General features: G+C 44.5%; 16 protein-coding genes. 5 read left to right on the top strand and 11 right to left on the bottom strand.

Translation table 11 applies throughout. From position 1 onward, the window contains the following. A partial coding sequence (locus VMW01_09625) for a hypothetical protein (protein HUW06510.1) occupies positions 1-410 on the top strand: 410 nt, incomplete at its 5' end. A gap of 56 nt (positions 411-466) precedes the next feature. Here the strand turns inward: VMW01_09625 and VMW01_09620 are convergent. The 9 genes from VMW01_09620 to rimP form a co-directional block, all read right to left on the bottom strand. After that, positions 467-1,297, bottom strand: a complete 831-nt coding sequence (locus VMW01_09620) for a hypothetical protein (GenBank protein HUW06509.1) — start codon at positions 1,295-1,297, stop codon at positions 467-469. Positions 1,298-1,322: 25 nt separating this feature from the next. Continuing rightward, on the bottom strand, positions 1,323-2,210 hold the full coding sequence (locus VMW01_09615) for a FecR domain-containing protein (protein HUW06508.1): 888 nt from the start codon (positions 2,208-2,210) through the stop codon (positions 1,323-1,325). A gap of 187 nt (positions 2,211-2,397) precedes the next feature. Further along, positions 2,398-5,055, bottom strand: a complete 2,658-nt coding sequence (locus VMW01_09610; GenBank protein HUW06507.1) for a TonB-dependent receptor — start codon at positions 5,053-5,055, stop codon at positions 2,398-2,400. Between the two features lie 46 nt (positions 5,056-5,101). Beyond that, complete coding sequence (locus tag VMW01_09605; protein ID HUW06506.1) at positions 5,102-5,998, bottom strand: FecR domain-containing protein; 897 nt, start codon at positions 5,996-5,998, stop codon at positions 5,102-5,104. After that, positions 5,995-6,516: an RNA polymerase sigma-70 factor gene (locus tag VMW01_09600; GenBank protein HUW06505.1), complete on the bottom strand. Its 522-nt coding sequence runs from the start codon at positions 6,514-6,516 to the stop codon at positions 5,995-5,997. Before VMW01_09600 ends, VMW01_09605 begins: the two co-directional genes overlap by 4 nt. 48 nt (positions 6,517-6,564) lie before the next feature. Next, positions 6,565-8,076, bottom strand: a complete 1,512-nt coding sequence (locus VMW01_09595) for a M28 family peptidase (GenBank protein ID HUW06504.1) — start codon at positions 8,074-8,076, stop codon at positions 6,565-6,567. Positions 8,077-8,200: 124 nt separating this feature from the next. After that, the gene (infB, locus tag VMW01_09590) at positions 8,201-11,356 is read right to left on the bottom strand and encodes a translation initiation factor IF-2 (GenBank protein ID HUW06503.1); all 3,156 of its coding nucleotides are present in this window, start codon (positions 11,354-11,356) and stop codon (positions 8,201-8,203) included. Positions 11,357-11,421: 65 nt separating this feature from the next. Beyond that, entirely contained in the window at positions 11,422-12,660 is a 1,239-nt protein-coding gene (nusA, locus tag VMW01_09585; GenBank protein ID HUW06502.1) for a transcription termination factor NusA, read from the bottom strand. 23 nt (positions 12,661-12,683) lie between these two features. Then, positions 12,684-13,157 (bottom strand): ribosome assembly cofactor RimP, encoded by a 474-nt coding sequence (gene rimP, locus VMW01_09580; GenBank protein HUW06501.1) that lies wholly within the window; start codon positions 13,155-13,157, stop codon positions 12,684-12,686. A gap of 203 nt (positions 13,158-13,360) precedes the next feature. On the opposite strand from rimP, the gene VMW01_09575 reads away from it, so the two are divergent. The 4 genes from VMW01_09575 (at position 13,361) to lpxA (ending at position 18,077) form a co-directional block, all read left to right on the top strand. Continuing rightward, a complete protein-coding gene (locus tag VMW01_09575) occupies positions 13,361-14,602 on the top strand; it encodes an HD domain-containing protein (protein ID HUW06500.1) in 1,242 nt (413 codons plus the stop codon). A gap of 113 nt (positions 14,603-14,715) precedes the next feature. Next, the gene (lpxD, locus tag VMW01_09570) at positions 14,716-15,750 is read left to right on the top strand and encodes a UDP-3-O-(3-hydroxymyristoyl)glucosamine N-acyltransferase (GenBank protein HUW06499.1); all 1,035 of its coding nucleotides are present in this window, start codon (positions 14,716-14,718) and stop codon (positions 15,748-15,750) included. Between the two features lie 106 nt (positions 15,751-15,856). Beyond that, entirely contained in the window at positions 15,857-17,254 is a 1,398-nt protein-coding gene (locus VMW01_09565; protein HUW06498.1) for a bifunctional UDP-3-O-[3-hydroxymyristoyl] N-acetylglucosamine deacetylase/3-hydroxyacyl-ACP dehydratase, read from the top strand. A gap of 10 nt (positions 17,255-17,264) precedes the next feature. Continuing rightward, positions 17,265-18,077, top strand: coding sequence for an acyl-ACP--UDP-N-acetylglucosamine O-acyltransferase (lpxA, locus tag VMW01_09560; GenBank protein ID HUW06497.1), 813 nt, complete (start codon positions 17,265-17,267; stop codon positions 18,075-18,077). Positions 18,078-18,114: 37 nt separating this feature from the next. Here lpxA and VMW01_09555 read toward each other — a convergent pair whose 3' ends face one another. Beyond that, on the bottom strand, positions 18,115-19,125 hold the full coding sequence (locus VMW01_09555; protein ID HUW06496.1) for a DUF4837 family protein: 1,011 nt from the start codon (positions 19,123-19,125) through the stop codon (positions 18,115-18,117). 22 nt (positions 19,126-19,147) lie between these two features. Further along, a partial coding sequence (locus VMW01_09550) for a transglycosylase SLT domain-containing protein (protein HUW06495.1) occupies positions 19,148-19,914 on the bottom strand: 767 nt, incomplete at its 5' end.

The raw sequence follows: 19,914 nt of genomic DNA, 5'->3' as shown, positions 1-19,914 counted from the left end.
TCATGGTATGGCCAATGCACTACCAACTTGCCACTCGCACTGGGACTATGCCTGTGAATATTAAACTCTCAGCACTGGAATACCTACGAATGGTAGCGATTAGCCGCATTATGCTTCCAAACATTCCCAACATTCAGGCCTCTTGGCAGTATGTAGGTAAGGAGCTTGCCCAGATAGCCCTTCACGCTGGGGCAAACGATTTTGGCTCCATTACAATTGACGACTACGCCAATCTCCACGGCAGCATAGCATATAGGCTTGATGCTTACCATATCCAAAAAGCCATTGTAGATGCTGGATTTGAACCAAAACTTCGTAACCAAAAATTTGAACAAATAGGCCTGCCCGATTGTGAGTTTAGCAAAATTATGCTTTTCGAGGAGCTCCGATCGGCACCGTATGATATGTAAAAAGGCTGGAAAAATCCAGCCTTAATAAATTCATCACCTACTACTTATCAGCCCGCCTAGCTTCGTCCAAGTTGAAACTGATAGGTTTTCCCATTACGTGAAAGGGTTGCAATATTGTCGCAGGAACCATCACCATAATCAACTGTTCCAGTCTCGTTCCCAATGGTAATGTCAACGCTTCCAGAAACAATCCAGCGGCAGCTCATTTTTATTTGCACAGCATTCACAATGGTGTGGGTATAGGTCTCTCCGCTCCTGTTTACACCTGTTTCGGTTCCTTCAAGGGAGTAAATGTCATCCCAAATAAAGTAAGGAGTGCTCATACCGTCCACCCATGCTCTGGTTTGTGTGGCCTCTCTGGTGTAGGTGGTTCCGTCAGAAAAGGTAACCTTGCCGTTGGTTAGCGTGTAGGTGTAGGTGTACTCTGCAGTTTTGGTTATAGTACGGGTTCCTTCAACTTTATTACCATCCAAGGTGAAGTTCTGGAACGTGGCCGTACGTGTAAATTCATTTTGCAAAGGACCACCAACAATATTAATTACAATTACGCCATTTTTCACATGACCATTAACCGCATTGGGGTTTGTATAATTAACGTAGGTAACAGTTTTTGTAATGCTACCATCATTGTTTGTAACCACGCTAAACGTTCGTGAAGAAGTAGCGTCGGTAAGAGCAGCATATGAGGCCGGAGTCAATTGTTGGCTACCATCCGTCATGGTAAGATCATCGATTTCGGAGGTGGCATCATCGTAGTAGGAGGTTACCTGATCGTCGTCAACTGAGCTGCTCACTAGTGGATCAGTTGTAGTAGTGGAATCCTTTTGGCACGATGCAAATGTAAAACTTACAAGTGCAGCAATCATCAATAGATTAACATGTTTCATGGCTGTTGAATTTAGAATTAAACATTTAGTTTGCTGAAAAAATTTTAACAGTTTTATTGTCGATTCGTTCGTATCGTAGCTGCATAGGAATGCACACAAGGTCTAGTGCATCCGTCAGGTTTTTGTTTGTGAAAAAGCCAGTGTATGAGCGTATCCGGCTTCCGTTGTAAATTATGGTCACATTAAACTGGCGCTCAATTTCATCGAAAACTCGGCCAACACCCTCCTGTTGGTAGTAGAACTTACCTTCCACCCATGCAGCCTCCTTTTCGATTGAGGTAGCTCCGGTATTGAACTTTCCAAGTGCGTTTACCTTTGTTTTAACTCCAGGAAGGAGCAACGTAGTCATACCTGAAATTTTGCTCGTTACTTGAACTTTGCCCGTAAGGCAGCTCACTCTAACCTCGGAACCACGTGCGTAAACGTTGAAGGTGGTGCCCAAAACACGGGTAACTGTTTTTGCGGCCACTACCGAGAACTTTTGTCCGTGCTTTACCTTAAAAAAAGCCTCACCATCCAACTTTACCAACCTCTCTTTATTCCAATCTTTAGGGGAATACCAGATGGTAGTTCCTGAATTGAGTATCACGACGGAACTATCTGGTAGGTATACTGTTGCCATTTCGCCAAATCCAGTGCTGATTTTGCGCTCATCGCCGTTAAGAAAAAACCAGGTCACAATAAATAGCCCGATGATCGCTGCCGCAGCCATTGCAACAAACTTACCAATGCGATAGTGTTGGATAGCTGGCGTACTTGCCCTCTCCTCCATTTTTGCGAGCAGCATCTGCCACGCCTCTTCCTTGGTTCTTGTTGCCGGGACGCTGAATCGTCGCAAAGCAGTAGAAACCATCTCCAGATATTTCTCATCTGAATTGGGTTTACTGAATCCCATGCTTTTCTTTGCTTTCACGGCTTTTTTCCTTGATTGTCAACACTAATACAAGGTAAAACTTAAATACCCTACCGCTTATTTATTTTTTTTGACCCGCAAAACAAAGTGAAAAGTCTATAGCCTTAAAACATTGTTTGCTGAACAGCCAAGGACGGTGCAGCGATTGCTGCAGGGAACTCATTAAGCCACTAAAATATTCGGCTGACTAGAATCGGAAATTAAGAAATACGGAGGTTAGCATTCCCATTCCCTTTTCGTCGGTAAATTCCAAAGGTGAATTACCCTGAAGTACCTGTGCGTAGGGATCATCCTTTAGTTCGTAAGGCTTGCTTAAAATATTGCTGGCATTCAGCAGATTAAAAATATTAACGCCTGCTCGACAGTTCACCTTCCCAAGCCTGTAGTTGTAAGCTACACTTACATCCACACGCTTATATGCTGGTAACTGCTGTGCATTTTTTGAATAGGTAGGTGAGAGTTGGAATGAAGAGGTAAAGGTTGGATCATCCCAAGGTTTTCCAGAACCATAGATAAAAGCTGAGGTAATGCTCCATCGCTTAACCTGCGCTATTCCAAAGAGCTTCAGTTCGTGAAGTTGATCGTCGTAAGCGGGGTATCGCTCACCTCCATTAATTTTATCCGACTGGTTAGTTGACTTACTTAATGTGTAAGCCAACCACAGCTGATAGTTTCCAAAACTTTGCTTCACAAGCACATCAACCCCATGAACCAAGTTATTTAGGCTATAGAAACTTTTTTTCTGAGTAATAACATTGCTGGCCGACCTGGTGTAAGTATTCTGAACTATAACAATACCATCGGTGAACTTAGAATAAGCTTCAACATCAATCGTTGTACGCAAAAAAGGTTTCCATGTAAAGCCCGCTATCAGATGGTTTGACCGCACAACTGGAAACTTATCTCCATCCGAAACGGCCCAAATACTTCGAAAATCCGAACCGGTAACCAAAACAATTCTATTGATAAATTGATAGTAGCGACCAGCCGATGCCTTCAGCAATAACTTTGGATGAACCTGTAGCGCAATTTGCACGCGAGGTTCAAAATAGTTTTTGTTGCTTAGATTATAATGGCTTGAACGAAATCCATACTTTATCTCCTTAACGATACCGAAGGAGTAGGTGTTTTGCAAATAGATGGAGCTAAGGCGAGAGTCACCGGCAACCTGCCGCGACGTATCAATGTAGTTTACGCTATTATACTGATGCAGACTACCTTCAATGAAGTTTGTGCTGATGCCATTTACCTCAAATCCAAAATCTAAAGTATTCCGCTCGCCCAACTTTACCATGTTCTGAAGCGTGATGGAACCGTCCTTAACGTTGCTCTCGATAAGCGCCATTTTTTTTGTAGTGTCGGTTGTTAACCACCGACGGTGCATAATGCTATCGGTATGGTTGTAATAGAGGTTATAGTTGGATCCCCCAATTACTAGAGTCTGATAAAAAATCTTGGACCACTGTCGAGCCCAGCGAACACTAACTCCCCCACTACCCCAGTTGGAGGCCTCATCAGTTCTTCTATTCGTTAGGCGCGATTGGAAGGTTAAATCGTCGTGACCCTTGTATCCACTGAAAGAAATCACATCCTTCTCGGTGGGCTTAAGCGTTAACTTAGTATTTAAATCGTAGAAGTAATATATTGGTTCATTGCTCCCTTCCTTGGCGAAGGATGGAGTTTTAGTTTGACCCACCAAATCGCCACGCATCTTTGCAAGCAAATCTTCATATAGAGTGCTGCGATACACATCGGTATAGGACCTGCGACCAGAAAAAATGAATGAGGCTTTTGAACCTAATGGTGTTTCCACAGTTGCATCAGCCGCAAGTAAATCGACACCTACGTCTGCAGAGGGCTTATCCATGCTTCCGCTCTTTCCTGTAATCTCAATAACCGATGAGGCCCTTCCTCCGTAGGTAGCATCGAAGCCCCCCTTAAACACCTGAATATCCTTAATAGCCTTTGCATTTAAGCTGCTGAATGCGCCAAAAAAATGGTCGATTTGGTAAATGGTAAACCCATCGTAGAGAACGAGATTCTTATCAGAACTTGACTTGCGAATATTCAAACCGGCAGAGGTTTCAGTAGTGCCATCAATACCAGGGAGCAATTGCAAGGGTGCTGCAATATCCAACTCTGTCAGTGACGGAAGATCGGTAAGTCGATTGGAGTTAAGCCGCATACGCGAAGGCTCCACCTCTGTTTGAACAACTTCAGATCGGGGTGCAGCCACAACCACCTCCGAAACAGTTGAAGTTTGAGGTTCGAGCTCCACCACAAGAACATTCCGTTGGGAAGATGGTGATATTTTCACCTCCTTGGGAAGGTAACCTATATAGCTTACCGAAAGCAGCAGGGAATCGGCTTGCTGCGTAATTATGCTGAAATATCCGTCACTATTTGCGGCTACACCATTGGAAGTTCCAACAAACACAACGTTGGCATAGGGAAGTGATTCTCCCGACAATTTTTCTTTAACCAAACCCAGAACCCTAAACTTAGGGGGGGGGGGCAGCTCTTGGGCAGCCATGGCAAGCAATTGCTGTTGTTTAATCGGGTCGGGCTTCAACACGTATACCCCATTAATCTCAACAAAACTTAAAGCCAATGCAGCAATGGCCTCTTTAATTGCATCATCGGGTGAGGCATTTGTATAGGTTACAGTTACAGTATATTGGCTGATAAGGTCGTTGTCGTATGCCAACTTCACTTGGCAATCGGTGGCAATACGCTCGAGCACAACATTTAATGGCGAATTGGTAAAGGATGCTGAAATGGTTTGTGATTGGACATATCCAGCAATACCAAAGAGCAATATGAGTATCAAAATTTGCTTCCTCACAACCATAAATCTTCTCACAATGAATACAAGAAAAGAGCAAATTACCCTACCGAATAGTCACAATGCTTCCCTGCACCGTATACTTAAGTCCCATTGGAACACATACCATATCAAGTGCCTCCTTCAGATTTCCCTTTCTAAAAAAGCCCGTATAGGTTCTTCCTGAGATATTGGTTGAGTTGATTTGAACATTAAACTGGCGTTCCAACTCCGCAAACACATCTACGAGTGGTGCCGCTTCGTAAAAAAATTCACCATGCACCCATGTAACGTCGATTGAAGGGTTCAGTTGTGACCGAACAACGGATGACCCATCAGCTTTTAGTATTTCACCACCATTCAGCACTTGATCGTCGCCATCTTTCAGAAAAACAGCAACCTTGCCCTCAAGGCAATCAACCTGCAACTTTCCATCACGATCGGATACATTGAACTTGGTACCAAGCACTCTCACAAAGCCCAACGCGGTATGGACCTCAAATTTATCGCCTTTGGTTACATGAAAAAGCGCCTCTCCCTGCAGGGAAACAATACGATGTTTATCCCAGCCCAACTTGCTGTAGGTAATTTTGGAATCGGCATTCAGCTTAACCTCAGAACCATCCGGTAGCATAGCACTGGCAACCATTCCTCTTGGCGCAACAATTTGTTTACTCCCAGTTAGGTATAGCAAAAATACTGAAACTAGAATAATTGAAACTAGAGCGGCGGCAGCCATTCCATAGCGTGCAAAGCGCCTGCCAATGGAAATAGTAGGTGCATCAGGCAGCTCCTCTTGTATGCTCTCCGTCTCCTCAATTTGAGAAAGCAGCTGCATCCATGCCTCCTCCTTGCTCTTAGTGGCTGGAGCCGTCCATGACGACAACGACCTTAGGGCTCTATCCAGAGCCTCCTCGCCTTTCGTATTTGGCGTAAGGTTATTTTTATCGTTGTCGACTCTCATAACTTATAACTTATTTTTGCCCTAACAATTTTTAGGGCTTCAGACATTCTCTTTTCAATGGCTTTTACACTGAGATCGAGCCTTTCCGCGATTTCATCGTAGGTCAATCCATCAATCCGGCTGAGTAAAAAAACAACCCTAGCCTTCTCCGGAATAGAGGCAATCACCTGCTGCAGCTCCTGGTTAAACTCTTCAGTAAGAATTGCTGAATCAGCCGCCTCACTCTGAGAGTCATGATCGTAAGTGTTTTCAAAATTGTAAACTACCTTCCGGTGCTTCAACTGATTCAACGCGAGATTCCCAACGATTTTGTAGAGCAGGGCCTTAACGGTTTCGTTTCTAACATCGTCGCGCATTGACCACACCTTAATATAAGCCTCCTGCACTATGTCTTCAGCCAATGCAGCATCCCCAACCTTGAAGTAGGCAAAGTTCCTAAGACTCTCGTAGTAGGTATCAAAAAGATTCCTAAACCACTTGAGTTCATCTGGCGTATATTTTCCTTCCGGGAGCGTCACCTAATTGGATATTTACTGAGCAAATATAGCATTTGGTTTTTGTCTCCTCTACTTGGCACCTAAATTTTTTGGAATTTGGTTGCGACACGACAAATTCCATACAGTATCATAAGCAAGGTGAACTATCCTAACCATGGAGGAGTAATTCAATTTATCGGGTGTATCGGTGGGCCGGTGATAATCTGCGTGCAACCCCCTAAAGAAAAGTATGCTGGGAACACCAGCGCTATAAAAGCTATACTGGTCGGAACCAAAAAAGAACATGTATTTCCCTTTCGACAAGTTAAGTGCAACGCCCGTGTCCTCACGCGACAGGCTATCGGCCAAGGTGTATAGAAAGTTTGTGGTTTGATCGGTAGTTGCATACAGGTAGTTGGGGTTGTCCATTTTGCTATCCTGGCGTCCTACCATGTCAAGATTGACATCGGCAACAAAGTGGCAACCAGCTAACGGGTTATGCTGCACAAGGTAATTTGAACCCAGAAGACCAGACTCTTCTCCAGAAAAAGCAATAAAGGCAATGGTTCGGTGTGGTCTAAAACCTTTTATTGCAGCAGCATTAAATGCTTGGGCAATCTCCATAATGGAGGAAACACCACTTGCATTGTCGTCAGCACCAGGGAAGTATACACTATCGCGACCACCTAAATGGTCGTAGTGGGCTGTTATGGCAACAACCTCGCTTGCTTTATCGGTTCCAGGGATTATTCCCACAATGTTATAGCCAATTCCACTATCTATCTTTTTTGGGGCGGTTACTGAAACTTTCCCCAATGATAACTTCCTTAGGAGGGATGGTTCTCCTGCCTTACTTTTTTCCGCAAGTTTCAATAAATCAGAAATATCAATGCCGTAGATCGCCTTCGCAGCTCTATTGGATAGGTATATTTCCGTAATTTTAGCTGTTGTAGTATCCCCGATGGTGGATCTATTCTCAAGCAGATATCGCTTCCCAGCTTGCTCATCTTCGCTGCTTTTGCGCACTTGAACGTACTTTTCAGGATGGTAGGGATTAATTACAAATACTACCGGGCAATGGTTAGCCTTGAGCTTATCGTAGGTACCATACCCGTAGGACGTTAGTGACTCTTTGGCTAGAATCAAAACTGCCTTCCCCTTTATATCAAGGCTGTCGAAGTCGTGGTCATCACCAAATCCGGCGAAAACAACTTTTAAAGTCCTCTTCGACGAAAGTTCTCCATGTCGAACAACTATATCCGTGGGACTATAAAATGATTGCCCTCCAACCTCCAACTTGCCCTCGGTGGCCCCTTCCCTAATTATTCGAAATGGTTGTTGGTATCCTGTCCTTCCCTTTGCAGAATCCCTCAACCCGTTTTCCCGAAAAAAGGAGGTGAGGTAGCTAGCGGCCTTATTGGCCCCTTCGGATCCAATCTCTCTTCCAAAAAATTCCTGAGATGCAAGAACCGTAACGTAGTTCCTCAAATCCTCAACTTTAATAGTGTTGTAACCGGCACGTTTGCCAACGGTATCAATTGGTTGTGCTTCCACACTAAGATTAACTGCCCAGAAAAAAAAGAGAAAAGATGTAGTTCGCATAGTGCTAGGTTTAAAGGTGGAAGTTACGAATTTTCAAATATTGATCACTTTAGGAGATAACATCCAGCCATAAAAAAACGACCGGGCATCTACCCAGTCGTTCAAATATTGTATAGTATTATGGTTAGAGTTTTTTCTTAACCTCAACCATCTCGTATCCTTCAACAATGTCACCAACCTTGAGGTCGTTATAGTTGTGAATGTTTAAACCGCATTCAAAACCGTTGGCAACTTCCTTCACATCATCCTTGAAGCGCTTTAGAGAGCCCAATTCGCCGGTGTAAACCACAATTCCATTCCGAACAATACGAACCTTTGTGTTTCGTGTAATTTTCCCTTCACGAACAATACATCCTGCAACGGTTCCAACCTTTGTGATATTAAAGGTCTCAACAATTTCCAATGATGCAATAATTTCCTCCTTGAAGTCTGGGGAAAGCATTCCTTCCATAGCGTCCTTCAGTTCATTAATAGCGTCGTAAATGATGGAGTAAAGGCGAATATCAATACCCTCCTTCTCCGCCAACTTACGGGCACCAGATGATGGACGAACTTGAAACCCAATTACAATGGCGTTGGATGCAGCGGCAAGCAAAATATCCGATTCAGAAATTTGACCTACTCCCTTATGAATTGCGTTAACCTGAATTTCCTGATTAGAGAGTTTTACCAATGAGTCGGTAAGTGCTTCTACCGATCCATCCACGTCGCCCTTTACAATAATGTTCAACTCTTGAAAGTTGCCAATGGCAATACGGCGACCAATCTCATCTAGGGTAATATGCTTTTGAGAGCGTAAGCCTTGCAAGCGAAGCAGCTGCTCGCGCTTGGTTGCAATATCCTTTGCCTCCTTCTCCGTGTCCATTACGTTGAACTGGTCTCCCGCCTGAGGAGCACCATTCAAACCAAGCAACAGCACTGGAGATGCAGGACCAGCCTCATCAATTTTTTTATTTCGCTCATTGTACATTGCCTTTACACGTCCCGTATAGGTTCCTGCAAGCACAATATCACCAATGTGTAAAGTTCCTGATTCAACAAGCATGGTGGTAATATAACCTCTGCCCTTGTCGAGCGATGACTCAATTACAGCACCTATTGCTTTTTTGTTGGGATTTGCTTTCAAGTCAAGCATTTCAGCCTCAAGCAAAACCTTCTCAAGAAGGTGCTCCATGTTGGTTCCCTTCTTTGCAGAAATTTCTTGGCATTGGTATTTGCCACCCCAGTCCTCCACGAGGTAGTTCATGTTAGCCAACTCTTCCTTGATCTTCTCTGGGTTAGCACCTGGCTTATCAATCTTGTTGATAGCAAACACAATAGGAACTCCAGCTGCACTGGCATGATTAATTGCCTCAATTGTTTGGGGCATTACGTTATCGTCAGCGGCAATTACAATAATAGCCACATCGGTAAGCTTGGCACCACGAGCACGCATAGCGGTAAAGGCTTCGTGACCGGGTGTATCAAGGAATGTAATTTGTCTTCCATCATCGAGCTGAACGCTGTATGCACCGATGTGCTGAGTGATACCACCAGCTTCTCCAGCAATTACATTGGAGTGACGAATATGGTCGAGTAATGAAGTTTTACCGTGGTCAACGTGTCCCATTACAGTTACAATGGGAGAGCGGGAAATCAAATCCTCCTCACTATCCTCCTCCGACTTTATTGCTTCCTGGATGTCGATTGAAACAAATTCCACCTTAAAGTTAAACTCATCGGCCACAAGAGCCAAGGTTTCAGCATCCAAACGTTGGTTAATGGATACCATAAGCCCCATGTTCATGCATGTTTCGATTACGTCGGTAACCGGAACGTTCATCATGGAAGCCAACTCGTTAACCGAAACGAATTCCGTAACCTTAATTACGTTCTTTTCTAATTCGGCCTGTTCCTGTTCCGCCATGTGGCGTTGGCTCAGCAGTTCTCTTTTATCCTTACGATATTTTGAACCCTTCGATTTTCCTTTGCTAGTAAGCCTTGCAAGGGTGTCTTTAATCTGCTTCTGAACGTCCTCCTCACTAACCTCTTGGCGAAGTAAAGGTGGACGCTTTGTTGGCTTTCCCTTGCTCTTATCGGCAACAGGTTGACCAGTTGCAGTTCTATCTCTGTTGTCTTTTTTTACAAAACGCAATCCGCCACCAGCGGGTTGAGGTGGCCTTTGCTTCTGCTCACCACTTGCAGCCGGTTGAGTATTTGCAGCACCGGCCTCGCCGCCAGGCTTAACCTGATCCTTCTTAATACGCTTCCGCTTTTTCTTCTTCTTGTCAAAATCGGAAGAGGAGGCAATTGGCTTTCTTTTGGGTTGAATGGCATCCAAGTCAATTTTTCCAACAACAGTTGGTCCAGAAAGCTTCTCTACCGAAGAGCGGTAAAGCGTTTCAACTGGAACTACCTTTGGAACTACAACTTCCGGCTCAACGGCTGGTGCCTTGGTTTCAGCCGATTCAGCCTCATGTTTATGCTTGGGTTGCCCTTGGTGCTGTTCAGACTTGGGGTGCTGCTCCAAATGTTGTTTTGTATGCTGCTTTTCCACCGGCTTTTCAGCAGGCTTTTTATGTATTACTTTTCCCGATGACTCAGGCTCCGGATGCGTTTTTGGTGCATGCTCCTTGCGCTTTTCGGGTAGTTCAATCTTCTTCTTGCCCTGGTTAAGGTCAATTTTCCCAACAACCTTTACATGCATTTCGGAAGGTTCTGCTGCGACCTCCTTCGTCTCCTGCGGCTGCGTTGGTTGCGGCTGGGGCTGCTTATCCTCCACTTTTTCCTCAGTAACCAATTCGGCTTTAACCTCTGGAACAGGAGCATCCTCGTGCTTCTTTCGCTTATGGCTAATGCCTTCAAGATCTATTTTTCCAACAACCTTGATATCTACATCTTTCACCGGCTGGTTCTCTACCACCGCCGATGTTTCCACCCTCTTTACTGGTGGTTCTTGAGGAACCTCAGAGGTTACGGTAATCATTACCTCATCACTTTTACCATCACCCGAATCGGCATCGTCGCTATCGACATTTTCGTCGTCCATATCGGAAATGGAGATGGTAGCCCTTTTGTCTCTAAGGTTTTTTAAGCTCAGCTTTTTTGATGCATCCCTAATGTTTGCCTCCTTGCCATATTCCTTGGCAATAAGTTCACAAAGTTCGGGTGCAACTTTAGAGTTTGGGTTAGAATCTACCTCGTGACCTTTCTTCTTCAGATAGTCCACCAGAGTAGTAACGCCAACGTTAAACTCTATTGCAAGTTTGCTAAGCCTTGTACCTTTCTCGAATTGTGTCATAAATCAGTCCTCAACTGTTGTGGTAAAACAGGCAGTTAACCACTTTTGTCAATGCAAATATAATGCTACTCAAATTCCGCTCTAAATATCTTGACAACATCTTTTACAGTTTCCTCCTCCAAGTCGGTTCTCCGAATCAACTCAGAAATAGGAATCTCCAAAACGCTCCGGGCGGTGTCACATCCAATGCCTTTGAGTGCATCTAAAACCCAGCTTTCAATTTCGTCACTAAATTCATCGAGGTTAACATCCTCCTCATCCACCTCATCGGTTTCGCGGTAAACATCAATTTCGTAGCCAGTAAGCTGACTTGCCAGCCGAATATTATATCCACCTTTCCCAATTGCCAGCGAAACCTCGGATGGTTTAAGGAAAACCTCGGCTTTTTTATACCGCTCGTCGATCTTGATCTCAATTATTTTTGCAGGGCTCAAGGAGCGGGTGATAAAGAGCTGGATGTTGTTGGTGAAGTTAATCACGTCAATATTTTCATTGCGCAACTCCCTAACAATTCCGTGAATTCGTGAACCCTTCATACCTACGCAGGCTCCAACAGGATCGATGCGCTCATCATACGACTCCACCGCAACTTTAGCACGTTCACCAGGTATGCGGACAATGCGCTTTACTGTAATAAGTCCGTCGAAAATTTCCGGAACCTCCAGCTCGAAAAGTCGCTCAAGAAAAACAGGTGATGTTCTTGAAAGCACTATCACTGGGGTGTTGTTCTTCATCTCCACCCTGATAACCACGGCACGAATGCTATCTCCTTTCCGGAAGAAATCACCAGAAATTTGCTCCGTTTTTGGCATCACCAGCTCATTGCCCTCGTCGTCCAGCACCAGAATTTCTTTCTTCCATACCTGGTATACTTCCCCCGTAAGAATCTCTCCAATTTTATCCTTGTACTTATTGAAGAGGTTGTTCTTTTCAAGATCGAGAATACGCGAGGTAAGGTTTTGGCGAATTGCAAGAATGGCTCTTCTGCCAAAATCGCTCAACTTCACAGGGTCAGTAACCTCTTCACCCACCTCATAATCGCCGTCAATCTTTGTAGCATCGGTAAGGGAAATCTCCTTGTTTGGATCTTCCACCTTTCCATCCTCCACAACTACTCTATTTCTCCAGATTTCAAAGTCACCCTTATCGATATTTACAACAATATCGAAATTCTCATCAGAGCCATACATTTTAATAAGCATGCTGCGAAATACATCTTCGAGCACACTCATCATTGTTGGCCTATCAATGTTTTTGAGTTCCTTAAACTCGGAAAAAGTATCAATCAGGTTCAAGTTTTCCATCGCTTCACCTAAGTTTGCCGATTTTACTTAAAGGATATAACCACTTTGGTCGATTTTATCTCTTCAAATGTTAATTTTTTTTGCTCTACCACTAGGGTCTTCTTCTTTTTTGCCCCTTCGAGTTTTCGTTTTTCACTCACCTCAAGGGTTATGCTGTTGTTGGGAATTACGCTAAGTAAAACGCCCGTCAATTTTTCGCCAGTAAGAGTAACTACCTCCAACTTTCGCCCTACGTTCTTGAGATACTGCTCAACAACTTTGAGGGGTTCACTAAGTCCTGGAGAAGCCACCGTAAGCTCAAAATCTTCCTTCTCCCTGTCGAGAGCAGCCTCCAGCGCACGATTCAGGTCCATGCATTCCTTAATGGTAACGCCCTTTTCTGAATCCACGTCCACGTCAATTCGCCCTTGGTTATCGACAGTTAAGGACACAAGGAACAAGCCATGAGCAAGCACCTCATTTTTAACTATTTCTCTAACTTCATCCAACCTCAACATGGCAATTTCAGCATAATAAAATAGGGGACTTGGGTCCCCATCTCCATCCACTCTCGACTTAACGGTGCAAAATTAATCATTTTCAGCCAAATTCCCAAATATTTATGGAAATAACCCAAAATATATGGAGGATGAAGTATCTTTAACACCCAAACTAAAATTGCTGCAACGCAGAAGGTTAAATAAATATTCTCAAATTATATATGCAAAAATCACAGCCATTCAAGCAAAAGATTGTAAACGATCCGGTGCACGGTTTCATCACCATTCCAAATCAGCTAGCCTTCGACCTGATGGAGCATCCTTGGATACAGCGGCTTCGAAACATTAAGCAGCTGGGGTTGAGCTACCTAGTATACCCCGGGGCTGTGCATAATCGCTTTCAGCACACATTGGGAGCCATGCACCTTATGATGCAGGCGCTACAGGTTTTGCGTGAAAAAGGCATAGAGATTACGGATGCAGAAGAGGAGGGCGCCATTGCCGCCATAATGATGCACGATTTGGGCCATGGCCCATACTCTCACGCGCTGGAACACAGCATTGTGCACCATATTAGCCACGAGGCAATTTCACAAGCATTTATGGAGCAGCTCAACATCCAAATGAACGGTCGGCTATCCATGGCCATCGCCATATTCGACAACCGCTATCCAAAAAAGTTCCTTCACCAGCTGGTATCGAGCCAGCTCGATGTTGACCGGCTTGATTACCTTGGCCGCGACTCCTTTTTTTCCGGTGTAGCCGAGGGCACTATTGGCTTGGAGCGAATCATTAAAATGCTCTATGTTGCAGACGATAGCCTAGTAGTTGAAGCAAAGGGAATATACTCCATTGAGAAATTCTTAATTGCCAGACGCCTAATGTATTGGCAGGTATACTTGCACAAAACTGTGGTGGGTGCAGAACAAATGCTAATTGCCATACTGCAGCGAGCGCGGCAGCTAGCCAGGGCCGGTATACCACTTGCAACCTCTCCTGCCCTTCAGTTCTTTCTCGAAAGACACTATGAGGAATTACCAACCAACGACTGGCTTTCTGTTTTTGCACAGCTCGACGATTCAGATATTTCGTTGGCTATAAAGCTGTGGGTCAATCATTCCGATCCAGCCTTGGCGGACCTTTGTAGCAGGCTAAACAACCGTAAACTGCTACATGTTGAGCTGTCCACCACGCCATTTCCGGCATCGAGAGTAAAAAAGGCAATTGAGGCATGCATGAGTCAAACGGAGTGCTCAAGTGACCATGCTGGTTTTCTCTGCTTTGCTGGTGAGGTTACCAACAGTTTCTATAACCCTGAAGAGGAGTCCATCAAGATACTTTTTAAGAATAATAAACTCGAGGATATTTATGAGGCCTCGGAGATGCTTAACCATTCGGCACTAGCTAAAACGGTGAAAAAATATTTTTTCTGCTACCCAAAGGAGATATCTTTCTCGCTATAGCATATTTTTAGAGGGGGATAAAATATTCTCTGCCTCATATTTTTAGAACCCTAAATATACGCCACCTATGGAAAAATTATGTAGGTTTGCCTCAAATTGAAACATACCCTGTCATGGAATTTACCGCAGCAGCAATAGCACAGTTCCTTCAAGGAGTGGTAGAAGGAAACCCAGAAGTGAAGGTGAACAACATTGCCAAAATTGAAGAAGGCGCAGACGGATGCCTCTCCTTTCTTGCCAATCCAAAGTATGAAAAATATATTTACACCACGCAGTCGTCGGTGGTATTGGTGAACAAAGACTTTGTGGCAACACAACCCATCGGTGCCACTCTTATTCGAGTTGCTGATGCCTACCAGTCCTTTGCATTCCTCTTGGAGATGGTTGCACAGGCCAGAGCCGACAAGAAAGGGGTGAGCAAGCAGGTCGAGATTGAACCTTCGGCCCAAATTGGCGAGAACCCTTACATTGGAGCCTTTGTTTACATTGGCGAAAATGTTAAGATTGGGAACAACGTAAAGCTATATCCACAGGTATACATTGGCGACAACGTAACCATTGGCGACAACAGCACGCTCTACTCAGGAGTTAAGATTTATCAGGACTGCGTTATTGGGAAACGCGTAACCATTCACGCCGGAACGGTAATTGGCAGCGATGGCTTTGGCTTTGCCCCTGCCGAAGATGGGAACTACAAAAAAATCCCGCAGCTGGGCAACGTAATTCTTGAGGATAATGTAGAAATAGGAGCAAACACTGCCATCGACAGAGCGGTGATGGGTTCAACAATTATTCGAACTGGGACTAAGCTCGACAACCTTATTCAGATAGCACATAACGTTGAAATTGGAGAAAACACTGTTATTGCGGCTCAAACGGGAGTTTCGGGGTCGACCAAAATTGGCAAGCGGTGTATGATTGGAGGTCAGGTTGGTTTTATTGGCCACCTCAACATCCCTGATGGCATGAAGGTTGCCGCTCAATCGGGCATCACCACCAATATGAGAAATGAGGGAGATGTTGTTCAAGGAGCACCGGCATTCCATTTTGGAAAATACCAGCGCTGCTATGCTGTATTTAAAAATTTACCAGATCTACGGCTTCAGGTCATTGAGTTGGAAAAGAAGGTTAAGGCAATGGAAAAATAGTCGTCGGTTAAAATATTCAAACCCGCCTTGAGGAACAACCTCAATGGCGGGTTTTCGTTTTTTTTATATCTTGCGCACAATTTAAAAGTAATTTAATGTCCGCGTAATGGCAGATAAACAAAAGACTATCAAGGAGCCCGTAACCTTAAGAGGAAAGGGCCTACATACCGGGCTTCAGGTTGAGCTCACCATATGCCCAGCCGAAGAGAACTACGGAATAAAATTTTTACGCACCGACTTGGAGGGAGAACCCGTTTTGGAAGCTCTGGCCGACTACGTTGTGGATACCTCTAGAGGAACCACCATCGAAAAAAACGGAGTTAGGGTAAGCACCATCGAACACGTTATGGCATCGCTTGTGGGCAATGGCATCGACAACGCCATTATCAAAGTAAATGCTCCTGAAACCCCCATTATGGACGGCAGTTCCAAATACTTCGTGGAGGCCATTCAGAAGGTGGGTACCGTTGAGCAGAATGCCGATAGAAACTATTTTGTAATTAAGGAGAAGATAGTTTTCACCGATCCAAAGGGCAATATCGAAATCGTTGCCTATCCAGACGATGAGCTCAAGGTTGATGTGTTGATCGACTACAACTCGAAGGTGCTCGGTAACCAGTACGCTCGCATGCGGAGTGTAAGTGAATTCAATGAGGAAATTGGTCCCTGCAGAACATTTGTTTTCTTCCATGAACTGGAATTCCTACTCAAAAACAACCTCATTAAGGGAGGCGATTTGGAGAATGCCATTGTGATTATGGAGAGAGAGGTTCCCCAAGTTGAACTCGACCGAATTGCAGATCTATTCAACAAGCCAAGGATTCATGTTAAGCCCGAAGGGTTTTTGAACAACCTAGACCTCCGGTTCCAGAATGAGCCTGCACGTCATAAGCTGCTCGATATGGTTGGTGACCTAGCTCTTACAGGTCAGCCAATAAAAGGGAAAATTGTGGCCATTAGGCCTGGGCATCATGCCAATACAGAATTTGCCAAGGTGCTGAAAAAGATGGCTCGCAGAGAGGCACTCAAGGGTTCGGCTCCAGAGTACGACCTCAACCAGCAGCCACTGCTCAACATAATGCAGATTCAGAGGATTCTCCCCCATCGCCCGCCATTCCTCCTTATTGACAAAATTATCTCCATGGATGAGCGCTCGGTTGTGGGCGTGAAAAACGTGACCATGAACGAAGGATTCTTTATTGGTCACTTCCCCGATGAACCAGTAATGCCAGGTGTTCTTCAAATAGAGTCTATGGCCCAAGTTGGCGGAATTTTAGTTCTTAACTCCGTTCCAGACCCCGAAAACTATCTCACCTACTTCCTCAAAATTGACAAGGTGAAGTTTAAACGTAAGGTTGTACCTGGCGATACCCTCATCTTTAAGTTGGAATTTATTGAACCCATTCGTCGTGGCATTGCCTGCATGTTTGGACAAGCATACGTTGGAGATACCCTTGTTGCAGAAGGAGAGCTTACTGCACAGATAACCAAGATAAAAAACTAAAATATTGAGTATGAATCAGCCGCTGGCATACATACATCCTGAAGCCAAACTTGGTGCAAATGTGGTGGTAGAACCATTTTCCTACATCAGCCAAAAGGTTGAGATTGGTGAAGGCACTTGGATTGGCCCAAACGTAACCATTTTCGACTATGTGAAGATTGGCAAAAACTGCCGAATTTTCCCCGGTGCCGTTATAGGTGCAATCCCTCAAGACCTTAAGTTCAAAGGAGAGGTGTCGGTTGTGGAAATTGGCGACAATACAACTATCCGGGAGTGTGTTACCGTGAACAGAGGAACTGCCGCACGGGCTAAGACTGTAGTTGGAAGCAATTGCCTACTCATGGCATACGTTCATGTTGCCCATGACTGCATTGTTGGCAACAGCGTTATTATTGGCAATGGAACGCAGCTTGCTGGAGAGGTGGAGATTGATGATTTTGCCATCCTCAGCGCACACGTTCTGGTTCATCAGTTCGTCCGCATTGGCTCCTATGTAATGATTTCCGGTGGTGGGTTGGTTAGGAAAGATGTTCCCCCCTACGTGAAGGCAGGAAAAGACCCCCTTGCCTACGTTGGACTAAACATTATTGGTCTTCGCCGAAGAGGTTTCAACCCCGAAAAGGTGAATGAAATTCATGAAATATTCCGCTCCATTTACCAAAAGGGGATGAATGTTTCACAGGGTATTCAATGGATTGAGGAGAATATGCCGTCAAACCCAGATAGAGATTACATTGTGAACTTCATTAAAAATTCCAAGAGGGGCATTATTCGGAGCGCAACCAAATCTACTGCTGCAGCAGCGGAAGAAGACGACGATTGAGCACAATAATGGCCGGACTTTCATCCGGCCATTTTTTTTACTTTGCCGAAGTGCTATCGGCTAGAGAAAATGAAAATAGGATAGCCTCCATCTGACGAACGAAGTTTCGCTTTTCATCCTTTGGTGCATAAACATAGGCTCCTACAGTAATAACCCTATTGTGCTTCTCATCGAGAGTGGTAAGGCTTACGAAGGGTCCACCCATGTAATCGTTTTGCACCTCCCATAATCCACGAACCATTGCAAAGTAGCGTCCCTTATACATCAACGGAGTTACTTTGGGCTCATAGAAATGCCCAGTAATCATATAAGACCCATAACTTGGACCCGGAATATACTTTTTAGTAAAGAAATCACGCTTATCCACCAGATATTTTTCGGTAAAGGTGCTATCGCTGGTGTAGGGATATTCATAAACAAAAATGCCCTGGCTTGTAAAAGGAGTTTCACTAGACATCCAAACAAAATTATCGGCATTTCGATTTAGCTTATAGCCGTTGGGGATAGTAAGAGATATGCCAAACTTCTGCTTAATTAATAGATCGAGCCGCTGATCTGAGTATCGCGCATTGATTGCCATCTGCCTATCGCGCTCGGCTTGCTCTAAAATACCCACCACCCTGTCCTTTTCCTTGGTAATGTAGCTAGCAATTGCCAAAGGTGATGGACCAACCAGCGTCATAATCAGCTGTGGCGATGCCCAAACATCGTAGCGCAGCAAAATTTTGCTCGTTGGATAGGTTTTATTATCAATATTGATAAGAATAATATTGCGATATCCCCTAACGCTATTGAAGTTTTGAGAAGGAAGCTTTACCACGTCAAACAATGGCTCAGATTGGGGGAGATACGGAAACTCGGCACTTAGCATCGATTTCAGCGTATTCCAAAGGGTATCAACATCACCACCGCTTTTCTGGAAAACAACCAGAACCTCACCAGGCTTTCCAAGCGGATTAGGAAGCAAGTTTTGGCCCTTCTTCCCCTCCTTACAGCCACCTACTGACAGAAGAATGGCTAAAACCAGTAACCAAGGAATTCGTTTCATACTATTTGTCATTTTAAATTTTTCATTTAACCACTCCAGAGGCATTTAACCTAGCAACTAAAGCAGAGTCTGCCCAAATTTGCAGCTTATCTCCAATGGCAAGCTCCTCTCCTTCATTAGGATTCCATGCCATAATATCATCAACCGTGCAGCCAAAGGTAAGCGCCAACTTGTGGTAGTAATCACCGCTGCGAACTACATACGTAAACTGTTGCTTCCCTCTGGTATCTCCAGTATTACTACCCAAGGTAGACAGGCTGTTTGATGATGGTTTGAACGCATAAACCTCCTTGCTTCTCAAGAAAAAATTCTTAACGGCTGCATGCGGAAGCACGAGCGTGTAAAATCCTCCACTCTCCGGAATGTAGCCAGTTCTGAATGAAGGATTCAGAAATCGCAATAATTCCATATCGGTATTGGTGAATTTTTTTACTCCATCGAGATAAAAACCACCATACACCTTAACGGTGTCCACTCCACTGTAGGTAAAAAGAGGGTCAACAGGCTCAATATCAAAGTCAGAAAAATTCTTCGCTACGAAGGTAGCCGCTATAAAGGCTGGTATGTAGTTTCGGGTTGGCTCGGGTAGGTATGGTAGCAACTTCCAGAAATTTGTTTCGCCACCACTTCTCAAAATGGCATTACGAACAGCACCCGGTCCTCCATTGTATGCTGCAAGTGCCAAGTGCCAATCCTTGAAAATGCGGTATAAATACTCCAAATAACGACAGGCAGCATCGGTAGATTTATAAACATCCATGCGTTCGTCAACGTAGCTGGTTACGTTAA

This window comes from Williamwhitmania sp., from assembly GCA_035529935.1.
Taxonomy (GTDB): domain Bacteria; phylum Bacteroidota; class Bacteroidia; order Bacteroidales; family Williamwhitmaniaceae; genus Williamwhitmania.
Note: the sequence above shows the minus strand (reverse complement) of the source record. Positions and strands in the feature narration are given on the sequence as shown.

Coding starts and splice junctions, on each gene's coding strand:
- VMW01_09620 (HUW06509.1), bottom strand. CDS start 1,297: ATGAAACATGTTAATCTATTGATGATTGCTGCACTTGTAAGTTTTACA.
- VMW01_09605 (HUW06506.1), bottom strand. CDS start 5,998: ATGAGAGTCGACAACGATAAAAATAACCTTACGCCAAATACGAAAGGC.
- VMW01_09595 (HUW06504.1), bottom strand. CDS start 8,076: ATGCGAACTACATCTTTTCTCTTTTTTTTCTGGGCAGTTAATCTTAGT.
- infB (HUW06503.1), bottom strand. CDS start 11,356: ATGACACAATTCGAGAAAGGTACAAGGCTTAGCAAACTTGCAATAGAG.
- nusA (HUW06502.1), bottom strand. CDS start 12,660: ATGGAAAACTTGAACCTGATTGATACTTTTTCCGAGTTTAAGGAACTC.
- rimP (HUW06501.1), bottom strand. CDS start 13,157: ATGTTGAGGTTGGATGAAGTTAGAGAAATAGTTAAAAATGAGGTGCTT.
- VMW01_09575 (HUW06500.1), top strand. CDS start 13,361: ATGCAAAAATCACAGCCATTCAAGCAAAAGATTGTAAACGATCCGGTG.
- lpxD (HUW06499.1), top strand. CDS start 14,716: ATGGAATTTACCGCAGCAGCAATAGCACAGTTCCTTCAAGGAGTGGTA.
- VMW01_09565 (HUW06498.1), top strand. CDS start 15,857: ATGGCAGATAAACAAAAGACTATCAAGGAGCCCGTAACCTTAAGAGGA.
- lpxA (HUW06497.1), top strand. CDS start 17,265: ATGAATCAGCCGCTGGCATACATACATCCTGAAGCCAAACTTGGTGCA.
- VMW01_09555 (HUW06496.1), bottom strand. CDS start 19,125: ATGAAACGAATTCCTTGGTTACTGGTTTTAGCCATTCTTCTGTCAGTA.